The 25,089-nt window shown below is 64.9% G+C and carries 21 protein-coding genes; 8 read left to right on the top strand and 13 right to left on the bottom strand.

The genetic code is table 11. The annotated features are described in order from the left end of the window. Positions 1-5 precede the first annotated feature (5 nt). The 4 genes from ACP7DW_RS03030 to ybaK all read right to left on the bottom strand — a co-directional run bounded on the left by ACP7DW_RS03030 (position 6) and on the right by ybaK (position 2,356). Positions 6-296 carry a DUF427 domain-containing protein gene (locus ACP7DW_RS03030; RefSeq protein WP_426053470.1) on the bottom strand — a complete coding sequence of 97 codons (291 nt, stop codon included), beginning with the start codon at positions 294-296 and terminating at the stop codon, positions 6-8. Positions 297-366: 70 nt separating this feature from the next. Then, positions 367-1,032, bottom strand: coding sequence for a DsbA family oxidoreductase (locus tag ACP7DW_RS03025; RefSeq protein WP_426053471.1), 666 nt, complete (start codon positions 1,030-1,032; stop codon positions 367-369). A gap of 90 nt (positions 1,033-1,122) precedes the next feature. Continuing rightward, positions 1,123-1,767 (bottom strand): glycerol-3-phosphate 1-O-acyltransferase PlsY, encoded by a 645-nt coding sequence (gene plsY, locus ACP7DW_RS03020; protein ID WP_426053472.1) that lies wholly within the window; start codon positions 1,765-1,767, stop codon positions 1,123-1,125. A gap of 97 nt (positions 1,768-1,864) precedes the next feature. Then, entirely contained in the window at positions 1,865-2,356 is a 492-nt protein-coding gene (ybaK, locus tag ACP7DW_RS03015) for a Cys-tRNA(Pro) deacylase (protein ID WP_426053473.1), read from the bottom strand. A 37-nt stretch (positions 2,357-2,393) separates the two neighbouring features. Between ybaK and ACP7DW_RS03010 the strand changes: the two genes are divergently transcribed. After that, a complete protein-coding gene (locus ACP7DW_RS03010; protein WP_426053474.1) occupies positions 2,394-3,356 on the top strand; it encodes an endonuclease/exonuclease/phosphatase family protein in 963 nt (320 codons plus the stop codon). Between the two features lie 8 nt (positions 3,357-3,364). On the opposite strand, the gene ACP7DW_RS03005 is transcribed toward ACP7DW_RS03010, so the two are convergent. After that, entirely contained in the window at positions 3,365-5,893 is a 2,529-nt protein-coding gene (locus tag ACP7DW_RS03005; RefSeq protein WP_426053475.1) for a sensor domain-containing protein, read from the bottom strand. A 395-nt stretch (positions 5,894-6,288) separates the two neighbouring features. Here ACP7DW_RS03005 and ACP7DW_RS03000 point away from each other — a divergent pair, with 395 nt between their 5' ends. The 4 genes from ACP7DW_RS03000 (at position 6,289) to ACP7DW_RS02985 (ending at position 12,045) form a co-directional block, all read left to right on the top strand. Further along, positions 6,289-7,530, top strand: a complete 1,242-nt coding sequence (locus ACP7DW_RS03000; RefSeq protein ID WP_426053476.1) for an efflux RND transporter periplasmic adaptor subunit — start codon at positions 6,289-6,291, stop codon at positions 7,528-7,530. Positions 7,531-7,533: 3 nt separating this feature from the next. Then, complete coding sequence (locus tag ACP7DW_RS02995; RefSeq protein WP_426053477.1) at positions 7,534-10,647, top strand: efflux RND transporter permease subunit; 3,114 nt, start codon at positions 7,534-7,536, stop codon at positions 10,645-10,647. 367 nt (positions 10,648-11,014) lie between these two features. Beyond that, positions 11,015-11,734, top strand: coding sequence for an MgtC/SapB family protein (locus ACP7DW_RS02990; RefSeq protein ID WP_207781108.1), 720 nt, complete (start codon positions 11,015-11,017; stop codon positions 11,732-11,734). Next, positions 11,734-12,045 (top strand): hypothetical protein, encoded by a 312-nt coding sequence (locus ACP7DW_RS02985; protein WP_426053478.1) that lies wholly within the window; start codon positions 11,734-11,736, stop codon positions 12,043-12,045. Before ACP7DW_RS02990 ends, ACP7DW_RS02985 begins: the two co-directional genes overlap by 1 nt. On the opposite strand, the gene ACP7DW_RS02980 is transcribed toward ACP7DW_RS02985, so the two are convergent. After that, positions 12,037-13,434 (bottom strand): sensor histidine kinase, encoded by a 1,398-nt coding sequence (locus ACP7DW_RS02980; protein ID WP_426053479.1) that lies wholly within the window; start codon positions 13,432-13,434, stop codon positions 12,037-12,039. The two genes, ACP7DW_RS02985 and ACP7DW_RS02980, sit on opposite strands and share 9 nt — an antisense overlap. Then, positions 13,427-14,107 carry a response regulator transcription factor gene (locus ACP7DW_RS02975; protein ID WP_426053480.1) on the bottom strand — a complete coding sequence of 227 codons (681 nt, stop codon included), beginning with the start codon at positions 14,105-14,107 and terminating at the stop codon, positions 13,427-13,429. The genes ACP7DW_RS02980 and ACP7DW_RS02975 overlap by 8 nt, the downstream gene beginning before the upstream one ends. Positions 14,108-14,335: 228 nt before the next feature. On the opposite strand from ACP7DW_RS02975, the gene ACP7DW_RS02970 reads away from it, so the two are divergent. Genes ACP7DW_RS02970 through ACP7DW_RS02960 form a run of 3 tightly spaced genes read left to right on the top strand, consistent with a single transcriptional unit; the run spans position 14,336 to position 19,821 of the window. Next, entirely contained in the window at positions 14,336-15,460 is a 1,125-nt protein-coding gene (locus ACP7DW_RS02970; RefSeq protein WP_426053481.1) for an efflux RND transporter periplasmic adaptor subunit, read from the top strand. Beyond that, positions 15,453-18,557 carry an efflux RND transporter permease subunit gene (locus ACP7DW_RS02965; protein ID WP_426053482.1) on the top strand — a complete coding sequence of 1,035 codons (3,105 nt, stop codon included), beginning with the start codon at positions 15,453-15,455 and terminating at the stop codon, positions 18,555-18,557. The genes ACP7DW_RS02970 and ACP7DW_RS02965 overlap by 8 nt, the downstream gene beginning before the upstream one ends. Next, a complete protein-coding gene (locus ACP7DW_RS02960) occupies positions 18,544-19,821 on the top strand; it encodes a TolC family protein (protein ID WP_426053483.1) in 1,278 nt (425 codons plus the stop codon). Before ACP7DW_RS02965 ends, ACP7DW_RS02960 begins: the two co-directional genes overlap by 14 nt. Before the next feature lie 69 nt (positions 19,822-19,890). Here the strand turns inward: ACP7DW_RS02960 and ACP7DW_RS02955 are convergent, their stop codons facing one another. The 6 genes from ACP7DW_RS02955 to ACP7DW_RS02930 form a co-directional block, all read right to left on the bottom strand. After that, positions 19,891-20,097 (bottom strand): hypothetical protein, encoded by a 207-nt coding sequence (locus tag ACP7DW_RS02955; protein ID WP_289945869.1) that lies wholly within the window; start codon positions 20,095-20,097, stop codon positions 19,891-19,893. 80 nt (positions 20,098-20,177) lie between these two features. Beyond that, positions 20,178-21,095, bottom strand: a complete 918-nt coding sequence (gene xerD / locus ACP7DW_RS02950) for a site-specific tyrosine recombinase XerD (protein ID WP_205704494.1) — start codon at positions 21,093-21,095, stop codon at positions 20,178-20,180. Continuing rightward, a complete protein-coding gene (locus ACP7DW_RS02945; RefSeq protein WP_426053484.1) occupies positions 21,092-21,604 on the bottom strand; it encodes a methylated-DNA--[protein]-cysteine S-methyltransferase in 513 nt (170 codons plus the stop codon). The genes xerD and ACP7DW_RS02945 overlap by 4 nt, the downstream gene beginning before the upstream one ends. A gap of 425 nt (positions 21,605-22,029) precedes the next feature. Next, on the bottom strand, positions 22,030-23,310 hold the full coding sequence (locus tag ACP7DW_RS02940; RefSeq protein WP_034746868.1) for a TRAP transporter large permease: 1,281 nt from the start codon (positions 23,308-23,310) through the stop codon (positions 22,030-22,032). After that, the gene (locus ACP7DW_RS02935; RefSeq protein ID WP_116745491.1) at positions 23,307-23,879 is read right to left on the bottom strand and encodes a TRAP transporter small permease; all 573 of its coding nucleotides are present in this window, start codon (positions 23,877-23,879) and stop codon (positions 23,307-23,309) included. Before ACP7DW_RS02935 ends, ACP7DW_RS02940 begins: the two co-directional genes overlap by 4 nt. A gap of 115 nt (positions 23,880-23,994) precedes the next feature. Continuing rightward, entirely contained in the window at positions 23,995-24,987 is a 993-nt protein-coding gene (locus ACP7DW_RS02930) for a TRAP transporter substrate-binding protein (protein ID WP_426053910.1), read from the bottom strand. Positions 24,988-25,089 lie beyond the last annotated feature (102 nt).

Here is a 25,089-nt window from a genome sequence, read left to right as displayed (position 1 = left end):
TCAGGTCAGCGCTCGACGCTCACGCCGCGCCAGAAGGCGACGTGGCCGGCAATTTGCCTGGCGGCATCCTTGGGCTGGGGGTAAACCCAGGCGGCGTTGGCATTGACGGCGCCATCGACGACGAGGTCGTAATAGCTGGCCGTGCCCTTCCACGGGCAGATGCTGGTGTGGCTGCTGGGACGCAGGTACTCCTGCATCACCGCCGTTAAAGGAAAATACACATTGTTTTCAACGACTTGCACCTGATCGTCGGTGGCTTGCGCGATGACGGCGCCATTCCAGCTGGCTGTTGGCATTTGACTATCCTCCTTCTGCGCCGAGTGTAGCGCAAAAAGTCCGCCATGGCGCGCGCCATTGGCGCCCGGATCAAGCGCCAGCGATGATCTGGCGCAAGGCTTGCTCAAACACGTCGGGCGGCTGGCCGCCGGAAATCAGGTGGCGCTCGTTGATGATGACGGCAGGCACCGAGTTGATGCCGTTCTGCTGGTAGAACTGCTCCTGCGCGCGCACCTCGTCCGCATAGGCGTTCGATGCCAGCACCTCGGCCGCTTTCACGGTGTCCAGCCCCACCTTGCCGGCCACGGCCAGCAGCACCTCGTGCGAGGACGGATTCTGGCCCTGCGTGAAATACGCATCGAACAGCGCCATCTTGAGTGCCTTCTGGCGCCCTTCGAGCCCGGCCCAATGCAGCAGCCGGTGCGCATCAAACGTGTTGTAGATGCGGCCGCGCTTGTCCATGGCGAAGGTAAAGCCCAGCTGCTCGCCGCGCGCGCGGATCGCTTCGCGCGACTGCGCCATCTGTTCCGGGGTGGAACCGTATTTGCGGGCGATGTGTTCGCCGATATCCTCGCCTTCGGCCGGCATATTGGCGTTCAGCTCGAAGGGCTGGAAGTGGATCTCGGCCTGGACGGTGCCGTCCAGCTTGGCCAAGGCTTGCTCCAGCGCTTTCAGGCCGATCACGCACCAGGGGCAGGAAACGTCGGAAACGAAGTCGATACGGATGGGAACGGGTGTGGCGGGAGTGGAACTCATGGTGGGCAGCCTTTGCGCGAGTCGGTGGCGGCCGCACCGCGCGGCGCCGCAAGCACAGCATATGCGTGCGGGCCGCGGGAAATCAAGCGCTTACTTCTTCTTGCCGGCCGCCTTGGCCGCGTCCTTCTTGCCGCCGATCTTGCTTTCCTTGCCAGAGAGCAGGTTCGCGATGTTCTGGCTGTGGCGGTAGGCCAGCAGCACGCTCATGACGATGACAGCCAGCAAGATGGGATCGACGCCGAACAGCAAGCCATAGTAAAACGGCGCGAACAGGGCCGCCACCAGCGCCGCCAGCGAGGAATAGCGAAACGCATAGGCGATGATCAGCCAGGTCGCCAGGGTCGCCAGGCCCAGCCAGGGATTGATCCCCAGCAGCACACCGAGGGCCGTGGCCACGCCCTTGCCGCCGACGAAGCGGAAGAACACGGGCCACAGATGGCCGAGGAAGACGGCGATGGCCACCAGCGCCACGGCCGTGTCACCCACGCCCAGGGCGCTGGCAAAATGGTCGGCCAGGAACACGGCCAGCCAGCCCTTGGCGCCATCGCCCAGCAGGGTCATGACGGCCGCGCCTTTGTTGCCGCTGCGCAGCACGTTGGTGGCGCCCGGATTTTTCGAGCCATAGGTGCGCGGATCGGCAATGCCGTAGACCTTGCTCATCACCACGGCAAACGATATCGAGCCGAGCAAGTAAGCGGCCACTGTCATTGCCACGGTTGTGATTACTGGATTCATTTCTTCCCTTTATTATGTTTATTACACCAGCGTCGAGGCTGGCGCAGCAGAATATACACCATGCTCCATGCCCCGCAACAGGCTTTGGACGATTTCCTTAATCCTGCAGCGCGCACTGCACCGGCTTGGCATTGAGCAAATCCATGAGTACCTGCGGCGCCAGCGAGACGAGAAAACCGCGCCGCCCGCCATTGATATAGATGCGTTCGAGCGCCAGGATGGATTGCTCCACGTACACGGGCATCGCTTTTTTGGTGCCGAACGGCGAAGTGCCGCCGATCATGTAGCCGGAATGGCGCTGCGCCACCTCGGGCTTGCACGGCTCGACGGACTTGCAGCCGATGGCGCGCGCCAGGTTCTTGGTCGACACCTTGCAATCGCCATGCATGAGCACGATCAGCGGCTTGGCCGCCTCGTCCTGCATCACCAGGGTCTTGATCACCGCATGCTCGGGCACGCCCAGCTCGCGCGCCGAGACGCTGGTGCCGCCGTGCTCCTCGTATGGATACGGGTGTTCATCGAAGGCAACGTGATGCTTGCGCAGCAGCTGCGTCGCCTGGGTTTCGGAAATATGCTCTTTTTTAGCCATGCGTGATACGCTGATCGTTCAGTGAGGAGTGCTAATTATGCAGCAAGAAATCCGCTTTGCCACATTCAATGTCTGCAACCTTGCCCCCGCCGGGGCGAAATTGTATGACAACCTGGAACCGTTGAGCCCGGCGCAATACGACGCCAAGGCGGAATGGACGGCGCGGCAAATCGACTTGCTCGACGCCGACGTGATCGGTTTCCAGGAAATTTTCTCGCAAGCGGCCCTGCGCGACGTGCTGTCGCGCACGCGCCATTACCGCGCAGCCACCCTGGCCGGCCACGATGCGATGGACGCCGCCGGACGCATGCTGCCCACGGTGGCGCTGGTGTCGCGCCTGCCGCTGGCCGGCGCCGGTGTTGCATGGACGAATTTCCCGGCCGGCGTGAGCGTGTCCGCAGACGACACTACCTGCCGCTTCGCCCGCGCTCCCCTGCACGTGCAGGTCATCTTGCCTGGCGGACAACTCACGGATGTGGTCGTGGTGCACTTGAAATCGCGCCGGCCCGACTACCGCCATGGCGACGGCTACGATGCGGCCAGCTACGCACTGGCCAACCTGCGCTCGCTGCAGCGGCGCGGCGCGGAAGCCGTCGCCCTGCGCGTGCTGGCAAGCGAACTGGGCCACAGCAGCCGTCCGCGCATCGTGCTTGGCGACTTCAACGACATCGCCAATGCCGTCACCACGGCCATCGTCATGGGGGCGGGCGCACCGTGCGAACCCGGCATGGAAATGCGAGAACGCCTGTACGACGCCAACGCCATCGCCCTGCGCCAGGATGCGGCGCGCCACGCGGGCTACACGAATATCCACGACAGCGCCTACATGACGATCGACCACATCCTCGTATCCGAGCATTTTCATCCCGCCTCGCCGCGCGCCATCGGGGTGCTGCAGGAAGTGACTTATCTCAACGACCATTTGCTGCTGGGCCTGCCGCACGCCTCCGACCATGGCCAGGTGCTGGCGCGCATCAAGCTGCTGGGAAACATTGACTAGCTCAATAACTAATGTAGCAACTTCGCCAGCGCACTGCCCTCGACTTGCGCGCTGGCATAGCGTCCCTGGTATTGCTGGCAACCCTGCCCCCGCAGATAGGCCAGCTGCTGCGCCGTTTCCACGCCTTCGGCAATCACCGTCAAATGCAGCTCGCGCGCCATGGCGATGATGGTGGCGGCGACCGTCGTGTCGGCGAGGCCGCCATCCGGCGCCCCCGGCAGGAACGATGGGTCGATCTTGAGTTTGTCCACGGGGTAATGGCGCAGATTGGCCAGGCACGAATAGCCGGTGCCGAAATCGTCGATGGCCAGCCTGGCGCCCAGCGCGCGCAGCTGCGCCAGCACGCCGGCCAGGCGCGCGCCGCCCTTCATCAGCAAGGACTCCGTCACTTCCAGTTCCAGGCAGGCGGCAGGCAGACCCGACGCGGCCAGCGCCTCTTGCACGCTGAGCAATAAATTATTGTGCAGGCATTGCGCCGGCGACAGGTTCACGGCCACGCGCCAGGCCTGGCCCGCATCATGCCAGGCGCGCGCGCGCCGGCACGCTTGCTGCAGCACCCAGTTGCCAATCGACACCATCAAGCCGCACTCCTCGGCCACGGCGATGAAGCGCTCGGGCGGCAGCACGCCCAGTTGCGGGTGGCGCCAGCGCAACAGCGCCTCGGCACCGATTATCTGCCCGCTGGCCACATCGAGCGCGGGCTGGAATTCCAGCACGAATTCATCGCGGCCCAGTGCGGCGCGCAAGCCCTGCTCCAGGCTGGCCCGCTCGACGATTTGCGCATTCATCTCGGCATTGAAAAACTGAAAATTGTTGCGCCCGCTTTCCTTCGCATGGTACATGGCGATATCGGCGTTGTGCACGAGCGTGTCGATGCTGTCGCCATCGCTGGGAAAGATGGCCACGCCGATCGAGGTCGACACCTGCAGCTCATATTCGCCCAGCTGATAAGGCTGCGTGACGGCGTGCAGCAGGCTGGACGCGACATGCGCCACCTGGTCGATGCCGCCCACCTCGGCCAGGATGATGACGAACTCGTCGCCGCCATGCCGGCTGACGGTATCGACGCCGCGCACGCAGCGCACCAGGCGCCGCGCCACTTCCTTGAGCAGCAAATCGCCCACGTGGTGGCCCATGCTGTCATTGATGTGCTTGAAGTGGTCGAGGTCCAGGTACAGGATGGCCAGCATGCTCAGCTTGCGCCGCGCGGCCGCCAGCGCCAGCGACAGCCGGTCCAGCAGCAGCACCCGGTTCGGCAAGTCGGTCAGGAAATCGTGCTCGGCCAGGTGGCGCGTGTGCTCCTCGTTTTTCTTGCGCTCGCTGATATCGCTGAGGATGGCCAGGTAATTGCTCAATTGCCCCTGGCTGTCGCGGATAGCCGTCAGCGACAGCCAGGCCGGGTAGCGTCCGCCCGCCTTGCGCTGGCCCGCGATATCGCCTTGCCAATAGCCGTTGGCCTCGACTTCGTCCCACACGTGCTCGAAAAACGCCAGCGCATCCGGCTCCACGCCGTGCTGAACGAAAGGCTTGCCCAGCATGTCGTCCAGGCTGTAGCCGCTGATGTCGCTGTACGCGGGATTCATGCTGACGACGCGCTGCTGCGGGTCCAGCACGACGATGGCTACACTTGCATGCTCGATGACCTGCATCGACAGGTACAGGTCGCGCTCGGCCAGTTTGCGCGAGGAAATATCGCGGATCACGGCGTAAAACAGATAGGTGTGGTCGAGCGTGACGGACGTGAGCAGCACTTCGCCCCAGAACAGCTGGCCCGCGCACGTCTGATAGCGCCAGTCGTAGCGGCAGTTGCCGTCGGCGTGCGCCTGCGCCGCCAGCTGCGTGCCGCGCAACGACGACAATACGCCATCGGGCTGGCGCAGCGGCGAAAAGTCGCTGAGGCGCCGCCCCAGCAGCCGTGGCCGGTCTTCACATTGAAACAGGGCAATAGCGGCGGGATTGGCTTCGGCGATGTACTCGTCGCGCAGCAATACGATGGCGTCGGCGGACTTGTCGTACAGCTGGCGAAAATTGTCGCCCATCAGCAGCAAGGCACCCTGCGCGGCGCCATCCTGGCCGCTGGCCGTGATGTCGACATCGAGGCACACCACTTGCCGCACACGCCCGGACTCGATGACGGGAAACACGGTGGAACAGATGCAGCGCGGCGCGGCCCCGTCGGCGTCCAGCTTCCACAGGCGCATGCCGCGCGCCTTGCCGCTCTCCCACACGGCCGCCAGTTCGCCGCAGACATCCTCGGCCAGGCTGGCGGCATCCGGCAGCGAAGCGGCCACCCTGGCCCACGGCTGGCCCAGCGCCAGCTCGGCCGCCACGCCATACAGGCGCGCCGCCCCCAAGCTCCAGTAGCGCACGATGCCATCGCGGTCGATGCCACGCACGGCCAGACCAGGCGCCTGTTCGACGGCGGCGACGATGATGGACAGCAAGTCCAATGCCTTGGCGGCCGGCCCCGCCTGCGGTTCGGCAGCGGCCAGCAAACGGCCCGGCGACGGGGCGGCTCCGGCAATCCGATCAGACATCCAGCCCCCCGTGGCGCGGCCGCGCGGCAACCGGCGGGCGAATGGCCTGTCCGGTGGCGCAACCATCCCGACCATTCTTGCGCGCCGGCGAATCGGCTTCTTGAGGATGCGCAAGCATCGTGACGTGCGCGGCAGGCATGCTGGCAGTGTCTTCGGTCGCCGTTTTTTGCATTCCAGCCCCGATTTTGTGCAATCTGTCGCACGGCGCTGGCGGCAGCACTTGAATCTTCCTAAAGTGGCAACATGCGCATCGCCGTGAACGGCCGCAGCGGCAGGCGTGCTGCCTGCGGCCGCCACGGCGATGCGCTACCCGAATTCCCCCCGGCCAGCGACAGGCCGGGTCCGCACCGAGACCTGGCGCCGAACCCCTGCGCCGCTCCTGACCAAAAAAACCTATGAAAAACGAGACCCTGCCCCCCGCCTCTCCCCTTGCCGCCACGCGCCGCCGGCGCTGGCGCACCCCCGTGCTGATCCTCGTGGTCCTGGGTCTGGCCGGCGGCGGATGGACCGTCATGCAATCGAAACAACAGGCAGCCAAGGCTGCCGAACTGCAGGCGAGCAAGAAGAAGCAGCAGGCAAAATCCCCCGTGCATGAACTGGCGCAGGGCGACGTGGCCGCCATCGCTGCGCGCGCGCTGGCCATCAGCCTGCCCCTGTCCGGTTCGCTCGCGCCCGTGACCCAGGCCACTATCAAGGCCAAGGTCTCCGGCGTCATCCAGGAAACGACCTTGCAGGAAGGCCAGCAAGTGGCCAACGGGCAAATCCTCGTGCGCCTCGATGCGGCCGACCTGCGCGCCCGCCTGACGCAGCAGCAAGCCATGCTCGACGAAGCGCAGGCGCGCCTGTCGATGGCGGCCAAGAATGAAGCGAACAGCCAGGCCCTGCTCAAGCAAAAATACATTTCGCAGACGGCCTACGACACCACGCAAAACACGGTCGACCTGGCGCGCGCCAACGTCAAGTCCGCCGCCGCCATGCTCGATATCGCCCGCATCGCGCTGGCCGACACGGTGATCCGCGCACCGATGGCCGGCATCGTCAGCAAGCGCCACCTGCAGGCCGGCGAAAAAGCCTCGCCCGACATGCCCGTCTACACCATCGTCAACCTGGCCCAGCTGACCCTGGAAGCGCCCGTGCCCAGCGCGGACATCCCGCGCATCAAGCTGGGCCAGGACGTGCATTTCAAGGTCGACGGCTTCGGCGCGCGCGACTTCGCCGGCAAGGTCACGCGCATCAACCCCACCACCGAGAGCGGCTCGCGCGCCATGCTGGTCTACATCGCCGTCGACAATGGCGATGGCGCCCTGCGCGGCGGCATGTTCGCCAAGGGCAGCATCGTCACCGAGCGCTCGCCGGTGGCGCCGCTGGTGCCGTTGACGGCCGTGCGCAATGAAAAGCAGGGCCCCGTCGTGTATGCGCTGGTGAACAACAAGGTGGTCGCCCAGCCCGTCACACTGGGACTGCGCAACGAAGATGAAGGCTATGCGGAAGTGACGTCCGGCCTGGTGCCGGGCGCCAAAGTCATCATCGCCAAGCTCGATGGCGTGAAACCTGGCCACAGCGTGACCTTCGCCGCGCCAGCCACCTCCCCCACCACGCCCGCCACACCGGCGGCCGTGCTGGCACGGAAGGATTAAGCCATGTGGATGACCAAAGTCAGTATACAAAACCCCGTCTTCGCCACCATGGTCATGGTGGCGCTGGTGGTGCTGGGCATCTTCTCCTACCGGGGCCTGGGCGTGGAGAGCATGCCCAGCGTGCAGTTTCCGTTCGCCGCCATTGAAGTGAACTACCCGGGCGCCTCGCCGGAAGCCGTGGAAAACGACATCACGCGCCCCATCGAGGACGCCGTCAACACCGTCAGCGGCATCAAGACCATCCGCGCCAACTCGTGGGAAGGACGCGCCGGCGTGTACCTGGAATTCGAGCTGTCGACGAATATGGACAAGGCCATGCAGGACTTGCGCGACAAGGTGGCCCTGGTGCGCCCGCGCTTTCCGAAGGAAGCCAAGGACCCGTTCATCGCCCGCGCCGAAGGCGACAACGAGCGCCCCATCGCCACCATCGTGCTCACCTCCACCGGGCATGACCTGCGTTCGCTGTCGACCATGACGGAGCAGATCATCAGCAAGCGCTTCCAGGGCGTGGCCGGCGTGGGACAAGTCAAGCTGCGCGGCCTGCGCGCGCGCCAGATCCTCATCAGCATGAAGCCGATCGAACTCAATGCCCAGGGCATCGGCGTCGATGAAGTCATCCGCGCCATTCAGGCGACGAATACCAATTTGCCAGCCGGCTCGATCAGCCATGGCGCGGCAGAGCAGCTGGTGCGCGTGGAAGGCAAGATCAAGGATGCGCGCGAATTCGGCAAGATCATCGTCGCGCGCCGCGCCGTCGGCCCTGTCTACCTGGACCAGGTGGCCACCGTGGTCGACGGCGAACAGGAAGAGCTGTCGATCTCGCGCATGAACGGCCAGCAGGCCGTGACCATGGAAATCACCAAGGTGCAGGACGCCAACGTGGTCGAAGTAGGCACCGGCATCCTGAAAGTGGCAGCCGACCTGCAAAAGACCTTGCCGCCCGATATCACCCTGCGCGTGCTGGACGATGAATCGGAACGCGTGCAAAGCCAGCTCAATAACGTCAAGCGCACCATCATCGAAGGCGCCGTGCTGACCATGGTGATCGTCTTCCTGTTCCTGCACTCGTGGCGCTCGACCATCATCACGGGCCTGACCCTGCCGATCTCCGTGCTGGCCAGCTTCATCGCCATGAAGGCCTTCGGCTTCACCCTGAACTTCCTCACCTTGATGGCGCTGTCCCTGTGCATCGGCCTGTTGATCGATGACGCCATCGTGGTGCGCGAAAACATCGTGCGCCACCTGGGCATGGGCAAGAACCACTACCAGGCGGCCAACGACGGCACCAATGAAATCGGCCTGGCCGTGATGGCCACCACGTTCGCCATCGTCGCCGTGTTCGTGCCCGTCGCCTTCATGGACGGCATCATCGGCCGCTTCTTCCTGCAGTTCGGCATCACCGTGGCCGTCGCCGTCCTCGTCTCGCTGTTCGTCAGCTTCACGCTCGACCCCATGCTGTCATCCGTCTGGCGCGACCCCGTCAAGGACCGCTTCAAGTATGCGCCGTGGCTGGGCCGCTTCATGGCCTGGATCGAGACGGGCATCGACCGCCTGCACGTCTGGTATGGCAAGGTACTGGGTATTGCCCTGCGCTGGCGCAAGACCACCCTGGCCACCGCCTTCGCCCTGTTCGCGGGCAGCCTGATGCTCGTGCCCATGATCGGCGGCGAGATGTTCCCGGAAACGGACCAGGGCTGGGTCAACCTGCGCTTCAAGACGCCCGTCGGCTCCAGCCTCGAATACACGGATTCCAAGGTGCGCCAGATCGAAACGGCGCTGAAGGAATTTCCCGAAATCGACAGCCTGGTGGCCAATATCGGCACGCCCGACGGACGCAACGCGGCCGAAGTGAACCTGAAGCTGACGGACATCAAGACGCACAAGCGCCGCTCGCAGCAGGAACTGGAAAAGCTGATCCGCGAACGCCTGGCGCCGATTGCCGGCATCACCCTGTCGGTCGGCAACCGCCCCATCTTCATCGCCATCCTCGGCACCGACGAAGGCAAGCTCGATGCGGTGGCGCACCGCCTGATGGACAAGATGCGCACCATCAAGGGCCTGGCCGACATGGAATACAGCCAGGAAGGCGCCAATCCGTCGACCACCGTGAAGATCAACAACGAACTGGCCAGCGACCTGGGATTGTCGGTGCAGCAGATCGGCAATGCGCTGCGGCCGTTCGTGGCTGGCGACACGGTCAGCCACTGGCTGGCGTCCGACGGGCAAAACTATGACGTCAACGTGCAGCTGCCCAAATCGGGCCGCCAGAAAGTGGCCGACCTGGCCGACCTGTCGCTGGCGTCCAGCAAACTCGATGCGAACGGCAAGCCGGTCATGATTCCGCTGCGCCAGGTGGTCGAATTCGTGCCGTCTTCCAGCCCGCAAGTGCTGAAACGCCAGGCCTTGCAGCGCCGCGTCGCCATCTATGCGGGCGTGCAGGGCCGCCCTGCCGGCGACGTCGACGCCGACGTGCAGAAGGCCATCAAGTCCATCGACCTGCCGCCGGGCGTGCGCTTCGACGTGGCCGGCAATGCGCAGCAGATGGCCGAGACCATGGGCGGCGCGATGATGGCGCTGGGGATCGCCGTGATCTTCATCTACCTGGTGCTGGCATCGCAGTTCGGCAGCTTCCTGCAGCCGATCGCCATCATGGTGTCGCTGCCGCTCTCCTTGATCGGCGTACTGCTGGCCCTACTCATGACGGGCAGCACCCTGAACATCTTCTCCGTGATCGGCTTCATCATGCTGATGGGCCTGGTCACCAAGAATGCGATCTTGCTGGTCGACTTCACCAACCAGCGCCAGCGCGAGGGCCTGGGACAGTTCGAGGCGCTGATGGAAGCGGGGCAAGTGCGGCTGCGCCCCATCCTGATGACGACCCTGGCGATGGTCTTCGGCATGCTGCCGATGGCCATCGGCATGGGCGACGGCGGCGAATCGCAGGCGCCGATGGGCCGCGCCGTCATCGGCGGCGTCATCACCTCGACCCTGTTGACCTTGGTGGTGGTGCCCGTCGCCTACACCTATCTGGATAGCCTGGGCAAGCGCGCCGCGCGCTTTTTCGGTGGCGGCGAGCATGCCCATGCCGACGCTGACCAGGCACCCGCAGCCCATTAAGTTTCTACCGGTCGCCTTCACCGTCCCCGCATTGGCGGGGACGACGCGGCGGCTTCCTGAAGAGAGCTTCAGTTGACCAAAGCGGCCCCACTGGCTAGACTGTCCCCCGTTATCAATGATATGGAGTGACTCGTGGGTGCTTGTTCCAGTGACAGTAGTCGATTGACCATCGGCGATCGGCCTTAGGCAAGACGCGCGCATTCCGCCCGCCCTGCCCTCGGCAAGGTGCGGTTTTACCAGCGGCGATGTCCATTCGCCGCCACTTCCCCTCCTCATCGTTCCACCGTGATCGTCTGCTGCCCCCTTTCGGGGCGAATTGTCTTCGCCTTGCACTCGCCTGTTCCTCCCCAGCCGGGAGAAACTGATGGTGGTATTTGATTTTGCGCTGCGCGTTGCCGCGGCATTGACCCTGGGCGCCATGATCGGCGCCGAACGCCAGCTGCGCCAGCGCATGGCGGGCCTGCGCACGAACGCGCTGGTCTCCGTCGGCGCCTCGCTGTTCGTGATGGTCTCCGTGCTCGAAGGCGATCCCGACGGCCACCTGCGCATCGCCGCGCAGGTGGTGTCGGGCATCGGCTTTCTGGGCGCCGGCGTCATCATGCGCGAAGGCATGACGGTGCGCGGCCTGAACACGGCCGCCACCCTGTGGTGCTCGGCCGCCATCGGCGTGCTGTGCGGCCTCGGTTTTGCGCTGGAAGCGGCCATCGGCACGGGCTTCGTACTGGTCGCCAACCTGGTGCTGCGCCACTTGGCGCAACGCATCAACGCGCACGGCAGCGAAGCGGGCATCGAGACGGAAAGCATCTACCGCGTCACGGCCGTGTGCGAGGCGGAGCAGGAAGTGCAGGTGCGCAAGCTGATGCTGCGCCTGATCAGCGGCATGCCGGCGCTGATGCTGCAATCCTTGCACAGCGAGGACGCGGCGCAGGCCGGGCGCATCGAAGTGCGCGCCGACCTGCTCACGCCCTTGTCCAGCCTGGGATTGCTGGAGCAGATCGTCAGCCAGGTCAGCCTGGAAGGCAGCGTCTCGGCCGTGCGCTGGGCGCTGGTCAACAACGCGGAATTTGTCGCCGAGCGGGGAGTGTGATGATGAAAAAATGGATGCTGTGGTTCGTACCACGGGGGCCGGCCGTCGCCACCTACCGCCTGACCGTCACCTGTCCGGCCGCGCAGGCCGACCACGTGGTGCGCCTGCTGCTGGCCGAACTGAAAGGCGCGGGCCTGGCGCCGTCGCAGATGCTGCGCAGCTGGGACGCGGCCCGGCAGGTGGTGCAGCTGATCGCCACGGTGCTGTGCCAGGCCGTGCAGCGCGCCGTGCTGGTGCGCTTCGTCAACCGCGCGGGCGCCTGGCCACAAGTGCGGCAAGTGCGCTGGGAAGGCGTGGCGCCTTCAGCTTGAAGCGGGCAGGCGCAGGAGGAACAGCGCGCCGCCTTGCGGACGGTTCTGCGCCTCGATACTGCCGCCGTATGCGTGCACGATCGCTTGCGACAGGGCCAGGCCCAGGCCGAAGCCGGGCGCCTCGCCCGCGCGCGCCCGGGCGCCACGGTAAAAGCGTTCGAACAGATGCGGCAAGTCTTCCACGCCGATGCCCGGTCCCGCGTCGCTCACACCCACCAGCGCATGCTCGCCCTCGCGCGCCACATGCACGCTGATGCTGCTGCCGGGCGGCGAAAACTTCACGGCGTTATCGAGCAGATTGGCCAGCACCAGGTCCACCGGGCCGGCCGCCACCCGCGCGTGCACGACCACGCCGGCATCGAAGACGATGCGGATGCCGCGCTGCGCCGCCGCCTTTTCCAGGCGCTGCGCGGCCGCCTGCACGAGCGGATTGAGTGCGATGGTTTCCACGACATTGCGCTCCTGGCCCACGTCCAGGCGCGTGAGCATCAGCAATTCTTCCACCAGGGTCGTCAGGCGCTGCACTTCATCGAGGCAGGACGCCAGCGCGTCGACATATTCAGCTGCCTCGCGCGGGCGGCGCAAGGTGATTTCGATTTCCGTGCGCAGGCGCGACAGGGGCGAGCGCAATTCATGCGAGGCGTCGGCCGTGAAGCGCCGCTGCGCATCGTAGCCGTGCTCCAGGCGCTCCAGCATGGCGTTCAGGGTATCGACCAGGCGTCCGATCTCGTCCTGCGTGCCGGGATGGGGCAGGCGCTGGTGCAGGCTGGCTTCGCCGATCGAATGCGCCTGATCCACCACGTCGTCGATGGCGCCCAGCACGCGACGCGTGAGCATTTCGCCAGCCAGCCCGACGGCGGCCAGCAAGGCCAGCGCCATGGCGCCAAACAGCACGGTGGCCGCGGCCAGCACGTGGTTGACGTCATCGAGCGAACCGGCCACCTGCACCGCCAGGTGCAAGCCGGACGATGGGACGGGAATCGAGACCATGCGCAGCGGCTCGTCGCCGAACTTCGGCAGGGTCTCAAAAATGGTCTCGCCGGCCGCCAGGCGCGCCAGCAGGATGGGTGACGCCGGCAGCTGCGCCGCCTCCAGGTTGCGGCTGCGCGCCAGCACGCGGCCTTCGCCGTCGATGATCTGCACCAGGCGGTCGAGCCGCGTCAACGACGGCGGCGCCAGGCCCGGCGCCACCTCGTGCACCTGCACGGGCTGGCGCGGCGCGGCCGGCAGCATGGCCATTTCCGTCTCGGCCAGCGCCAGCAGGGCCGCATCGAGCTGGCCATGCACGGCGCGCGACAGGCCCCAGTAGCCGGCCAGCGCCGTGCAGGCGACGATGACCAGGATGACCGCCAGATGCACCCGCAGCAGGCGTTTGCGAAAGCTAGCCACCGTCGTTGTCCGCCAGGCGAAAGCCACGTCCGCGCACCGTGTGGATCAAGGCCGGCAAGCCCGGCACATCGACTTTTCCCCGCAGGTTGCGCACGTGGACATCGATCAGGTTGTCGATGCCGATCAGGTCAGCCTGCCAGATCTGCTCGGCCAGGCGCGCGCGGCTGACCACCTCGCCCGCCTGGCGCAACAGAATCAACAGAATCGCATATTCCTTGGGAGTGAGCACCAGCGGCGCACCGGCCCGCGTCGCCTGGTGGCTGACGGGATCGAGCGTCAGGTCGGCCAGCGCCAGCACCAGCGGGCGGCTGATGTCGGAGCGGCGCAGCAGGGCGCGGATGCGCGCCAGCAGTTCCTCGAACTCGAACGGTTTGGTCAGGTAATCGTCGGCGCCCATGTTCAGGCCCGCCACGCGGTCGGCCGTGGCGTCGCGCGCGGTCAGCATCAGCACGGGCGTCTGGATAGCGCGCGCGCGCAAATCGCGGCAAAAGTCGATGCCCTGTTTGCCCGGCAACATCCAGTCGAGCACGATCAAGTCGTAAGCGACAGCGTAGCTTGCGTCCTCGCCCTCTTCCGCGCTGTGCGCCACGTCGACGACGAAGCCCTCTTCCTGCAAGCCGCGCGCCAGCAGGCGCGCCGCCTTGCGGTCATCTTCCACCAGGAGGATTCTCATGCCTGCCTTTCCCGTTGCGCCCTGTTTTCCATGCTGGCATTTTACCGCGCCGTCGCCTGCGCGCACCGAACCTGAAGAATGATTCAGGCGTTCTTGGGCGCTTCTTCAGGAGCACATTGCTATGCTTTTCCGGCGCTGTCATATCGCTGCCCGCGCTCCCCTCTGACCGCCCGCCTGGGCACGGCATCCACGCATGCCCCATCACCATCAATAACAAGGAAACACGGGATGAACACGACCACCCGCAACGCCCTGGGCGCCAGCTGCGCCCTCGCTCTCGCCTGCTCGGCCCTGGCCGGCTGCGCCAAACCGACGCCAGCGGCCACGCCGCCCGCCCAAGCGACGCAGCAGGACGACGGCACCATCACGGTGCCGAAAACGTCGCCACTGCGCCAGCGCCTGCAGATCGCGCCCGTGCAGGAACAGGATATCGCCACGCAGACCGAGGCGCCGGGCAGCATCGAAGCCATGCCGGAAAAGCTGGTGAAAATCACGCCGCCCCTGTCGGGCCGCATCACGCGCCTGCAGCGCGCGCTGGGCGACAGCGTCAAGGCCGGCGATGCCCTGTTCACCCTCGATTCGGCGGAGCTGAGCGCCGCGCACGCGGACAATAGCAAGGCGAAATCCGCCCTGCTGCAGGCGCGCCAGGAACTGCAGCGCCAGACAACCCTGTTCGAGGCGGAAATCGCCGCGCGCAAGGAGTACGAGGCAGCCCAGGCGGCCTTCGAGCAAGCCAATAGCGATGCGCAGGCCAGCGCCGACAAGTTGGCCCAGTACGGCGCCAGCGCCGGCGGCTCGCGCCGCGACTACGTCCTGCGCTCGCCGATCGCCGGTACCGTGATCGCCATGGACGGCGCCCAGGGCGGCTACTGGAACGATATCAACGCGCCCGTCATGACGGTGGCAGACCTGTCCACCGTGTGGCTGTCGGCCAGCGTGGCCGAAAGGGACCTGGCGCAGGTGGCCGTCGGCCAGACGGCCCGCATCACGCTCGACGCCTGGCCCGGCAAAGATTTTGAGGGCAAGGTCGCCTATGTGGGCGCCGTGCTCGATCCCGAGACGCGCACCGTCAAGGTGCGCGTGGCCGTCGACAACCGCAGCGGCATTTTCAAGCCGGGCATGTTCGCCCACGCCGGTTTCGCCGGCGCCACGCGGCGCGGCCTGATGGTGCCGGCGGCGGCGCTGCTGCAAAGCGGACTGGTGACGCGCGTGATGGTCGAACGCGGCCCGCTGCGTTTTGAGGCGCGCGTGGTGCAGGTGGGCGCCAGCCATGGAGACCAGGTGGAAATCCTCGCCGGCGTGAAAGCGGGCGAACGCATCGTCGTCAAGGAAGGAGTGCTGCTCAATGATTGACCGTTTCATCGCCACCTGCTGCCAGCGGCGCGGCATCGTCTGGCTGGTGCTGCTGTTCGTCGCCGTCTACGGCGTCTACTGCTGGAAGCAGCTGCCCATCGAGGCCTATCCCGACATCGCCGACGTCACTTCGCAGATCGTCACGCAGGTGCCGGGCCTGGGCGCCGAGGAAATCGAGCAGCAGATCACCATTCCGCTGGAACGCGCCCTGCTGGGCACACCCGGCATGCATGTGCTGCGCACGCGCAGCCTGTTCGCGCTGTCGCTGATCACCGTGGTGTTCGAAGATGGCAGCGACGGCTATTTCACGCGCGAGCGGCTGCAGGAACGCCTGGCCAGCGTGAACCTGCCGTACGACGCCAAGCCGGGCCTCGATCCCTACACTTCGCCGACGGGCGAGATCTACCGCTACACGCTGGAATCGAAATCACGCAGCTTGCGCGAACTGTCCGAGCTGCAGTTCTGGACCGTGATACCGCGCCTGCAGCAGGTGCGCGGCGTGGCCGACGTCAGCAATTTCGGCGGTCTGACGACGCAATTCATGCTGGAACTCGATCCCGCAAAACTGGACAGCTACGGCCTCTCGCTGGCGCAGGTGAAGGACGCCATCAACGCCAACAACATCAGCGGCGGCGGCAGCGTGATCGACCGCGGCCAGCAATCGTACGTGGTGCGCGGCGTGGGCTTGCTGCATTCGCTGGACGACCTGGGCAACGTCGTCGTCAGCAGCAAGAACGGCGTGCCCGTGCTGGTGAAGGACCTGGGCAAGCTCGCCTACGGCAACGTGGAGCGGCGCGGCATCCTCGGCAAGGATGACAACCCCGACACCATCGAAGGCATCACCCTGCTGCTGAAGGATTTCAATCCGTCCGAAGCGCTGGCCGGCATCCATGCGGCCGTGGACGAGCTGAATAACAATCTGCTGCCGAAAGACGTCAAGGTGGTCGCCTACCTGGATCGCAGCGCGCTGATCGACGCTACCTTGCACACGGTCGGCTACACCTTGGGTGAAGGCATGCTGCTGGTCGCCCTGGTGCTGCTGCTGTTCCTGGGCAGCCCGCGCGCGGCCGCCATCGTCGCGCTGACGATTCCGCTGGCGCTGCTGATCGCCTTCATCTTCATGCACCATTTTAAAATTCCCGCCAACCTGCTGTCGCTGGGCGCGATCGACTTCGGCATCCTCGTCGACGGTTCCGTGGTGGTGCTGGAAAACATGCTGCGCCGCCGTGAGCGCGAGCAGGAGCGGCCCCTCACCCTGCAGGACGCGATCGAGGCAACCCTGCAGGTGGCGCGCCCCATCATGTTCGGCATGGCCGTCATCATCGCCGCTTATTTACCCCTGTTCGCCTTCCAGCGCATCGAATACAAGCTGTTCTCGCCGATGGCGTATGCGGTGGGCGCGGCGCTCGTGGGCGCGCTGGTGGTGGCGCTGGTGCTGATTCCGGGCCTGGCCTGGCTGGCCTTGCGCAAGCCGCGCCGCACCTTCCACAACCGCGCGCTGGAACGGCTGGCGGCCGCGTACGGACGCTTCCTCGAGCGCATGGTCGGCAGGAAGCGCTGGGTGGCGATGGTGTGCGCGGGATCGCTCGCAGCGCTTGCCATCCTGGGTGGCAGCATCGGGCGCGACTTTTTACCGTACCTCGATGAGGGTTCCTTGTGGCTGCAAGTGCAGATGCCGCCCGGGATCACCCTGGACAAGGCGTCGGAGATGGCCAGCGAACTGCGCCGCGCCGTGCTGGAGTTCCCGGAAGTGTCGACCATCGTCACGCAGACGGGGCGCAACGACGACGGCACCGATTACTGGACGCCGTCGCACGTCGAGGCCAGCGTGGGCCTGCATCCCTATACAAGCTGGCAGTCGGGCATGAGCAAGCAGCAGCTGATCGCCAAAATGAGCGAGCGCTTCGCCCGCATGCCCGGCGTCACGGTGGCCTTCATGCAACCGATGATCGACGGCGTGCAGGATAAATTGTCGGGCGCGCACAGCGACCTGACGGTGAAGATATTCGGCGACGACCTCGACGAAGTGCGCGCCATCGCCGGCAGGGTGGCCAATGTCCTGAAGACTGTCCCTGGCGCCTCCGACGTGGCGGTGGACGTGGAGCCGCCGCTGCCCAACCTGAAGGTGGAGCTGGACAGGGCCAAGGCGGCCCGCTACGGCATCAACGCGGCCGACGTGGCCGACCTGATTGCCACCGGCATCGGCGGCGCGCCCATCGGCCAGGTGTACGTGGGCGAGAAGAGCTACGACATCGCCGTGCGCTTCCCCGCCGAGGTACGTTCCAGTCCGGACGCCATCGCCAGCCTGATGCTGACGGCCGCCAATGGCGCCAAGGTGCCGCTGGCGCAGGTGGCGCAGATCAGCACCACTTCGGGCGAAAGCGTGATCGTGCGCGAGATGGGACGGCGCCATATCATCGTGCGCCTGAACGCCCGCGGACGCGACCTGGCCGGCTTCCTGGCCGAAGCGCGCCCGCTGGTGGCCAGGACCGTCGCCGACGAGCACCAGCGCATCGGCGTCGAATGGGGAGGCCAGTTTGAAAACCTGCAGCGCGCGCAAAGCCGCCTGGCCATCATCTTGCCGATGACCCTGGGCGCCATGTTTTTGCTGCTGTTCGGCCAGTTCCGCAACCTGCGCCAGCCGGCCCTGGTCTTGCTGGCCGTGCCGCTGGCCATGCTCGGCGGCCTGGCCGCGCTGCACCTGCGCGGCATGACCTTGAATGTCTCGAGCGCCGTCGGCTTCATCGCCCTGTTCGGCGTGGCCGTGTTGAACGCCGTGCTGATGCTGGCGCAGATCAACCGCCTGCGCGCCGACGAAGGCCGCAGTTTGCGCGATGCCGTGCTCGAAGGCGCGCGTGACCGCATGCGCCCCGTGCTGATGACGGCCACCGTGGCCGCGCTGGGCCTGACGCCCGCCATGCTGGCCACTGGCCTGGGCAGCGACGTGCAGCGCCCGCTGGCCACCGTGGTGGTGGGCGGCCTGGTGACGGCGACGGCGCTGACCCTGCTGCTGTTGCCGGCCCTGTATTACCTGATCGAAGCGCACCTGCAAAAACGCCAGACCGATACCGAAGGAGAAACCCATGACACGTTTTAATCAAATGCTGGCGGCCTGGCTGATCGCCCCCTGCGCCTTCGCCGCGCCCCTGAGCTTCGACACCTACCTGAGCGCCGTGGAAACGCACAGCCTGGAACTGCAGGCGCAGCAGGAAGACATCACCTCGGCCAAGGCCGGCATCGGCATCGCCGGCCTGCGTCCCGATCCGGAATTGACCCTGGGCGCCGCGCGCGAGACGGTGCGCAGCGTCGGGCACCGCCCCATCACGTGGAATCCGGCCATCAGCATGGCCATCGAGACGGGCGGCAAGCGCGCCGCACGCTTAAAGGCGGCGCGCAGCAATGTCACCGTCGCCGAGGAAACGGTGGCCGGCTTCAGGAGCGAACTGTACGCCACTGCGGCGGCAGCCTACACGGAAGCGTGCCGCACGCGCGAGGTACTGGCGCGCAAGGAGCACACCATGGCGGCCCTGTCGAAAGTGGTCGAGGCGAACGTGGTGCGGCGCAAGGCGGGCGACGTGGGCGGCATCGAACTGCTGCAGTCGCGCGTGGAACGCGACCAGTTCCAGGCCGAGCTGGCGCAGGCACGCAGCGAGGCCGACAGCGCCATGCTGGAACTGTCGCCGCCGCTGGGGCGCCAGTTCGATGCGCTGTTTCCCGACGCGCAGCTGGCCTGCGACTTCAGCGCCTTTGCGGGCGGCGACACCGGCACCCTCGTGCCGCAGGCGCTCGAAGCGCGCAGCGACGTGCGCATCGCCCGCGCCACCTTGGACAATCTGCGCGATGGCGCGGCGCTGGTGCGCGCCAACCGCGCCGTCGATCCCACCGTGACGGTGGGGCTGTCCGCCGCGCGCGGCTATGCGGATGGCATCGATGGCAGCGGCAATCCCGTCGACGGCGCGCCCCGTTCGCGCGCGCTGTCCATCTCGCTGGCCATCCCCATCCCGCTGTCGCGGCGCGACAAGGGCGACGTGGTGCAGGCCGAGGCCGGCGTCACGCAAGCGATGCTGGCCTTGCGCCAGGCCGAGTTGAAAGCGGAAACGGACGTGCGCGCGGCGCAGCTGCATCTGCGCGCGGCGCAGAACAGGCTGGCGCGCTACCGCGACGGCGTGCTGGTCGATGCGCAAAAGGTGGTCGACGGCATGCGCCTGTCCTACGTCAAAGGCAGTGCTTCGCTGCTGGAATGGCTGGCCGCGCAGCGTTCGGCCGATGAGGCCTGGCAGAGCTATCTGCAGGCGCGCGCCGATGTGGCCATCGCCAGCACGCAGCTGCAACTGGCGATCGGTCAGCGGCCGCGTTTATAGCGGGAGGGGAAAGGTAGAACGAAGAGATGCCGGCGCGGCGGTGCCGCACCGGTCATCAGGAACGGGCAATTACTGAGGCTGGGCAGGTGCGTCGCCTTCGGCGGCCGGATCAGCGTCAACGTCGGCGTCGTCCGCTTCCGGCTCATCGCCCTCGCTGCCATCGGCCGCCTTGGGATTGTTTTTCGCTTCCAGCTTGCGCCTGGCTTTTTCCTCGGCTTTCTTCTTCTTTTCCAGCTCTTTTTGCCGTTTTTCGTATTGGAAATTTGTCTTGGCCATTTACTACCTCTTTAGTTTTTAGATGTTACAGATAAGCACATAAGGCACATTATGACGTAATTGGACCAAACACCAAATGTTTAGCCTCGCGGATGATGCTGCGCATGCAGCAGTTTCAGCCGTTCACGGGCCACATGCGTGTAAATCTGCGTGGTGGAGATATCGGAGTGTCCCAGTAACAATTGCACAACACGCAAGTCCGCGCCATGGTTGAGCAAATGCGTGGCGAACGCGTGGCGCAGGGTGTGCGGCGACAGCGGCGCCGTGAGGCCGGCGTTCAGCGCATGTTTCTTGATGATGACCCAGAACATTTGCCGCGTCATGGCGCCCCCGCGCCGCGTGACGAACAGCGCATCGTCCATCTGGCCATCGAGGATGACGCCGCGCGCCTCCTTCAGGTAGCGCTCGATCCACAGCCGCGCCTGCTCACCGAAGGGCACCAGACGCGTCTTGCTGCCCTTGCCCGTGATGCGCAGCACGCCATCGTTCAGGCTCAGTTCCACCGATTTCAAGTCCACCAGTTCCGACACGCGCAAGCCGCTCGCGTACATGAGTTCGAGCATGGTGCGCTCGCGCAGGCCCAGCGGTGTGCTCACGTCGGGCGCCGCCAGCAGCGCTTCCACCTGCGCTTCGCTCAGCGTGTGCACGAAGCGCGCGGGCTGCCTGGCCGAGACCATCTTCAGGCACGGGTCGGCGGCGATATGCTTGTGCCGCAAGGCCAGCTGGTAAAAACGCTTGAGCACGGACAGGCGCCGGTTCGACGAGGTCGCCTTGCTCTCGTCGTGGCGGGCGGCGAAATACGCTTCGATGTCGGCAGTGGACACCTCGTACAGGCCCTCGCGTCCGGGCCGCGCCACTTCCAGCCAGCGCGCAAACAGGCGCATGTCGCGCCGGTAGGCGTCCAGCGAGTTTTTCGACAGGCCGTCTTCCAGCCACAGGCTGTCGCAGAATTCATCGATCAGGGTGGCGTTATCGGGCGCCAGCAGGCTGTTCATCATCGTGTTGACCACCCCATACCTTCGACGCCTTCATGCGCCAGCAGCCAGCGCTTCACGCCCAGATGAAAACCGCTGGCATCGTCGTGATGGGCAAAGCCGCCCAGGCCACCAGCGGCCGTGACCCGGTGGCAGGGTATGACCACGGGATACCAGTTGGCGCCGCAGGCCTGGCCCACGGCGCGCGGCGCCGAGCCGATGAACCGCGCCACGTCGCCATACGTGCGCACCCGGCCGCGCGCAATGCCGGCAATCGCCGCCCATACGCGTTGCTGGTAGGCGCTGCCCAGTTCGGCCAGCGGCAAGTCGAACGGCGCATCGGGGTCGCGGAAATAGCGCGCCAGCTGCACGCACGCGCGCTCGGAGACGGCATCCTGCGCGTCTTTTTCGGCGAAGTGCGGCGGCAGGTAGACCAGTTCACGCAACTGGCCGTCCCGCGCACGCACGCCCATGGCACCGAACGACGCGGCCACGATAGCGCTGAACAGTTCACTGTCCTGTTGTTTTTTCATCTGCTGATCATTATTCAAGTGTGGCAAATATACAACCTGCCGGCGCCGCAAACAGCGCCACGGGAATTATGCACCGACTTTGAGCGTGTCGGCGGACGTTTCCCGCGCACGAAAAAAAAGCGCACCAGTCGGTGCGCTTCAAATATTGCTTCACGTTCCCGGTCGTTTGGGTCCGCCGGTGCCGGCTTGTGGCGGCAGACAGCGATGACTCAACAACTTCTGTGAAACGTGTGTCTCCTCAATATATCCCCGGTATCAATACCGTTCTTATAGACTACTCCCCCACCAACCTTGTTGCCAATTCTGTCTTTCAGCCTTGCTACCAGGGCGTATAAGCATATACGTGTTTCCCCTTAAGGCTGCCCATCATAGCGCATTTATTCTGCCGGATCGACTTTTTTTGCACCATGACGGGGACAACTGTTTTAGTTGTAAATTAAATTTGGCAGCCACAGCGAGATTTGTGGTACGTAGGTGATCAAGCCCAGGAAGGCCAGCATCGTCAGCAGCCATGGCATCACGGCCACGGTCAATTCGGAAATGCCCATCTTCGTGATGCCGGACGCCACATACAGGTTCAGGCCCACGGGCGGATGGCACATGCCCACCTCCATGTTGACCACGATCAAGATGCCGAAGTGCACAGGGTCGATGCCCAGCTTCATGGCGACGGGGAACAAAATCGGCGCCATGATCAGCACGATGGACGACGGTTCCATGACGTTACCCGCCAACAACAACAGCACGTTGACCACCAGCAAGAAGCTGATCACGCCCAGGCCCTTGCCCGTGATCCACTCGGCCATCGCTTGCGGAATGTTTTCGCTGGTCATCAGGAACGAGAACAGCACGGCATTCGTGATGATGTACAACAGCATCGCCGACATGGCGGCCGAATCGAGCAAGACCTTGCCCACTTGCTTGATCTTCAAGTCCTTGTAGACGAAGACGGCGATGATGAAGGCGTACACGGCAGCCATGGCGGCCGCTTCCGTGGGCGTAAACGCGCCCGAGTAGATGCCGCCCATGACGATGACGATCAAGAGCAGGCCCCAGGCGCTTTTCTTGAAGGTGACGAAGCGTTCGCCCCAGCTGGCCTTCTTCATGCGCGGATAGTTGTGCTTGCGCGCCAAAAACCAGGTGGTCAGGCCCAGCAGCATGGCCAGCATCATGCCGGGAATCACCCCCGCCATAAACAGCTTGCCCACCGAGGTGTTGGTGCTGACCGAATACATCACCATCACGATCGACGGTGGAATCAGGATGCCCAGCGCGCCCGAGGTGGTGATGACGCCGGCGCCGAAGCCGCGTGGATAGCCCTGCTTGACCATGGCCGGCAGGATGATGGAGCCGATGGCCACCACGGTGGCGGGGCTGGAGCCGGAGACGGCGGCAAACAGCGCGCACGCCATCACGCCGGCCAGCGCCAGGCCGCCATGCCAGTGGCCCACCATGGAGCTGGCGAAATTGATCATGCGCCGCGCCACCCCGCCATGCGTGAGGAAGTTACCCGCCAAAATGAAGAACGGAATGGCCATGATCTCGAACTTCTCGATGCCCGTAAAAATCTTCAGGGCTACCGATTCGATAGGTACGCTGGTCATGGTAAACAGGAACGTGAGCACCGTCAGGCCCAGCGAAATGGAAATCGGCATGCCGGTCAGCATCAGCGCCAGCAGCAACACAAAAATAATCAGCGCGTTCATGCCTTGGCTCCTTTTTCTTCCGCCGTCAATTCCTCTTCCAGCCCCTCGACGTGCGAGTGATCGTGTTTGGGCAAGGCGCCCGTCTTGATGAAATGCACCATGACCTGCAGGAAGCGGAAGCACATCAGGTAGGAACCGAGCGGCACGGCCAGGTAGACCAGCCACATCGGCACTTCCATGTCGGCTGAAGTCTGGTCCGTGTGGCCGATCGACCACACGAAGCTGGCGCCCAGGGTACCGACGATGCCCGTAAACAGGGCGCCGGCACCGAGGCCGAAGACGACGAAACGGTCGCGCCAGCGCGGGTTCATGCGGTTGATCAAGACGTCAACGCCCACGTGGATGCCCGTGCGCACGCCATACGCGGCGCCGAACTTGGCCATCCAGACGAACATGTAGATGCACAGTTCCTGGGCCCAGCTGGTATTGATTTGAATCAGGAAGTCTTGCACGACCGGTATCGGCAAGCCTGCCAGGTAGCGGTGCACGACCGCGACGAAGATGATGAAGGTGGCGGCGCCCATCAGGGACGCGATCAGCCACTCTTCCAGATGATCCAGAAATTTCATGGTGGACTTTCAAAGAATGCGGGTACGCTGGCACCCGCGCAGGACGCGCAGGTGCCGTTGCTACAGAAAGACAGGATGTCCCTGGCGGTCGCGCCGGGTGGCGCGGCCAGCGCGATTACTTCGCGCTTTCCTTGTTGATGGCCGAGATCAGATCCTTGCCGATGCGCCCTTCCATGGCCTTCTGCACGGGCGCCAGGGCACGGCGCCACTCGGCCTGTTCCTGCACCGTCAAGGTATAGATCTGTGTCTTGCCCGATTTCTTGATGGCCTCGAGGGCCTGGTCGTTGTCACGCTGGGCGATGGCTTTTTCAAACGTGGTCGCTTCGCGCATGGCTTTTTCCAGCTGGCCGCGGATATCGGGCGGCAAGCCATCCCAGAATTTCTTGTTGACGATGACGGCATAGCCCAGGTAACCGTGATTCGACACGGTCACGTGCTTTTGCACTTCATGCATCTTTTGCGTGTACATATTCGATGGCGGATTTTCCGTGCCGTCGACCACGCCCGTCTGCAGCGCCTGATACACTTCCGAGAAGGCCAGCACCTGCGGATTGGCGCCCAGCGCGCGCATTTGCGCGTCGAGCACCTTGGACGACTGGATGCGCAACTTCAGGCCCTTGAAGTCGGCCGGGTTGTGCAGCGGCTTGTTGGCCGACATCACCTTGAAGCCATTGTCCCAGTAGGCCAGGCCCGTGATACCCTTGGGTTCCAGCTTCTTCAGCAGGCTCTTGCCGATTTCGCCTTCGGTGACGTTGTACAGCGCCGTCTTGGTAGGGAAGATGTAAGGCAGGTCGAACGCTTCGAATTCCTTCACGCCCAGCGGGCCGAACTTGGCCAGCGATGGCGCCAGCATCTGCACGGCGCCCAGTTGCAGCGCTTCGAGTTCTTCCTTGTCCTTGTAGAGCTGGCTGTTCGGGTACAGTTCGACCTTGACCTTGCCGTTCGTGGCTTTTTCGGCCAGCTGCTTGAAGCGCTCGGCGGCCTGGCCTTTCGGCGTGTCGGTCGCCACGACGTGGCTGAACTTGATGACGATGGGGGCTTGCGCGTAAGCGTGGACGCCGGCGGTGGCGCCGATGGCCGCGCACAGCGCGACGAACATGGTTTTCATCTGCATTCTTGTCTCCTGGATGGTTTTTGAAAAAAACTTTATTATTTGTCTACTTCAATATTGTGCCAAAGAAACTGTCCCGGCTATTGTGGTTAACCACAA

The sequence above is a fragment of the Janthinobacterium sp. PSRC1-1 genome (genome assembly GCF_049897525.1).
Classification (GTDB): domain Bacteria; phylum Pseudomonadota; class Gammaproteobacteria; order Burkholderiales; family Burkholderiaceae_D; genus Janthinobacterium; species Janthinobacterium tructae.
The sequence above is the reverse complement of the archived record's forward strand: the minus strand, read 5'-3'. Positions and strand labels throughout refer to the sequence as shown.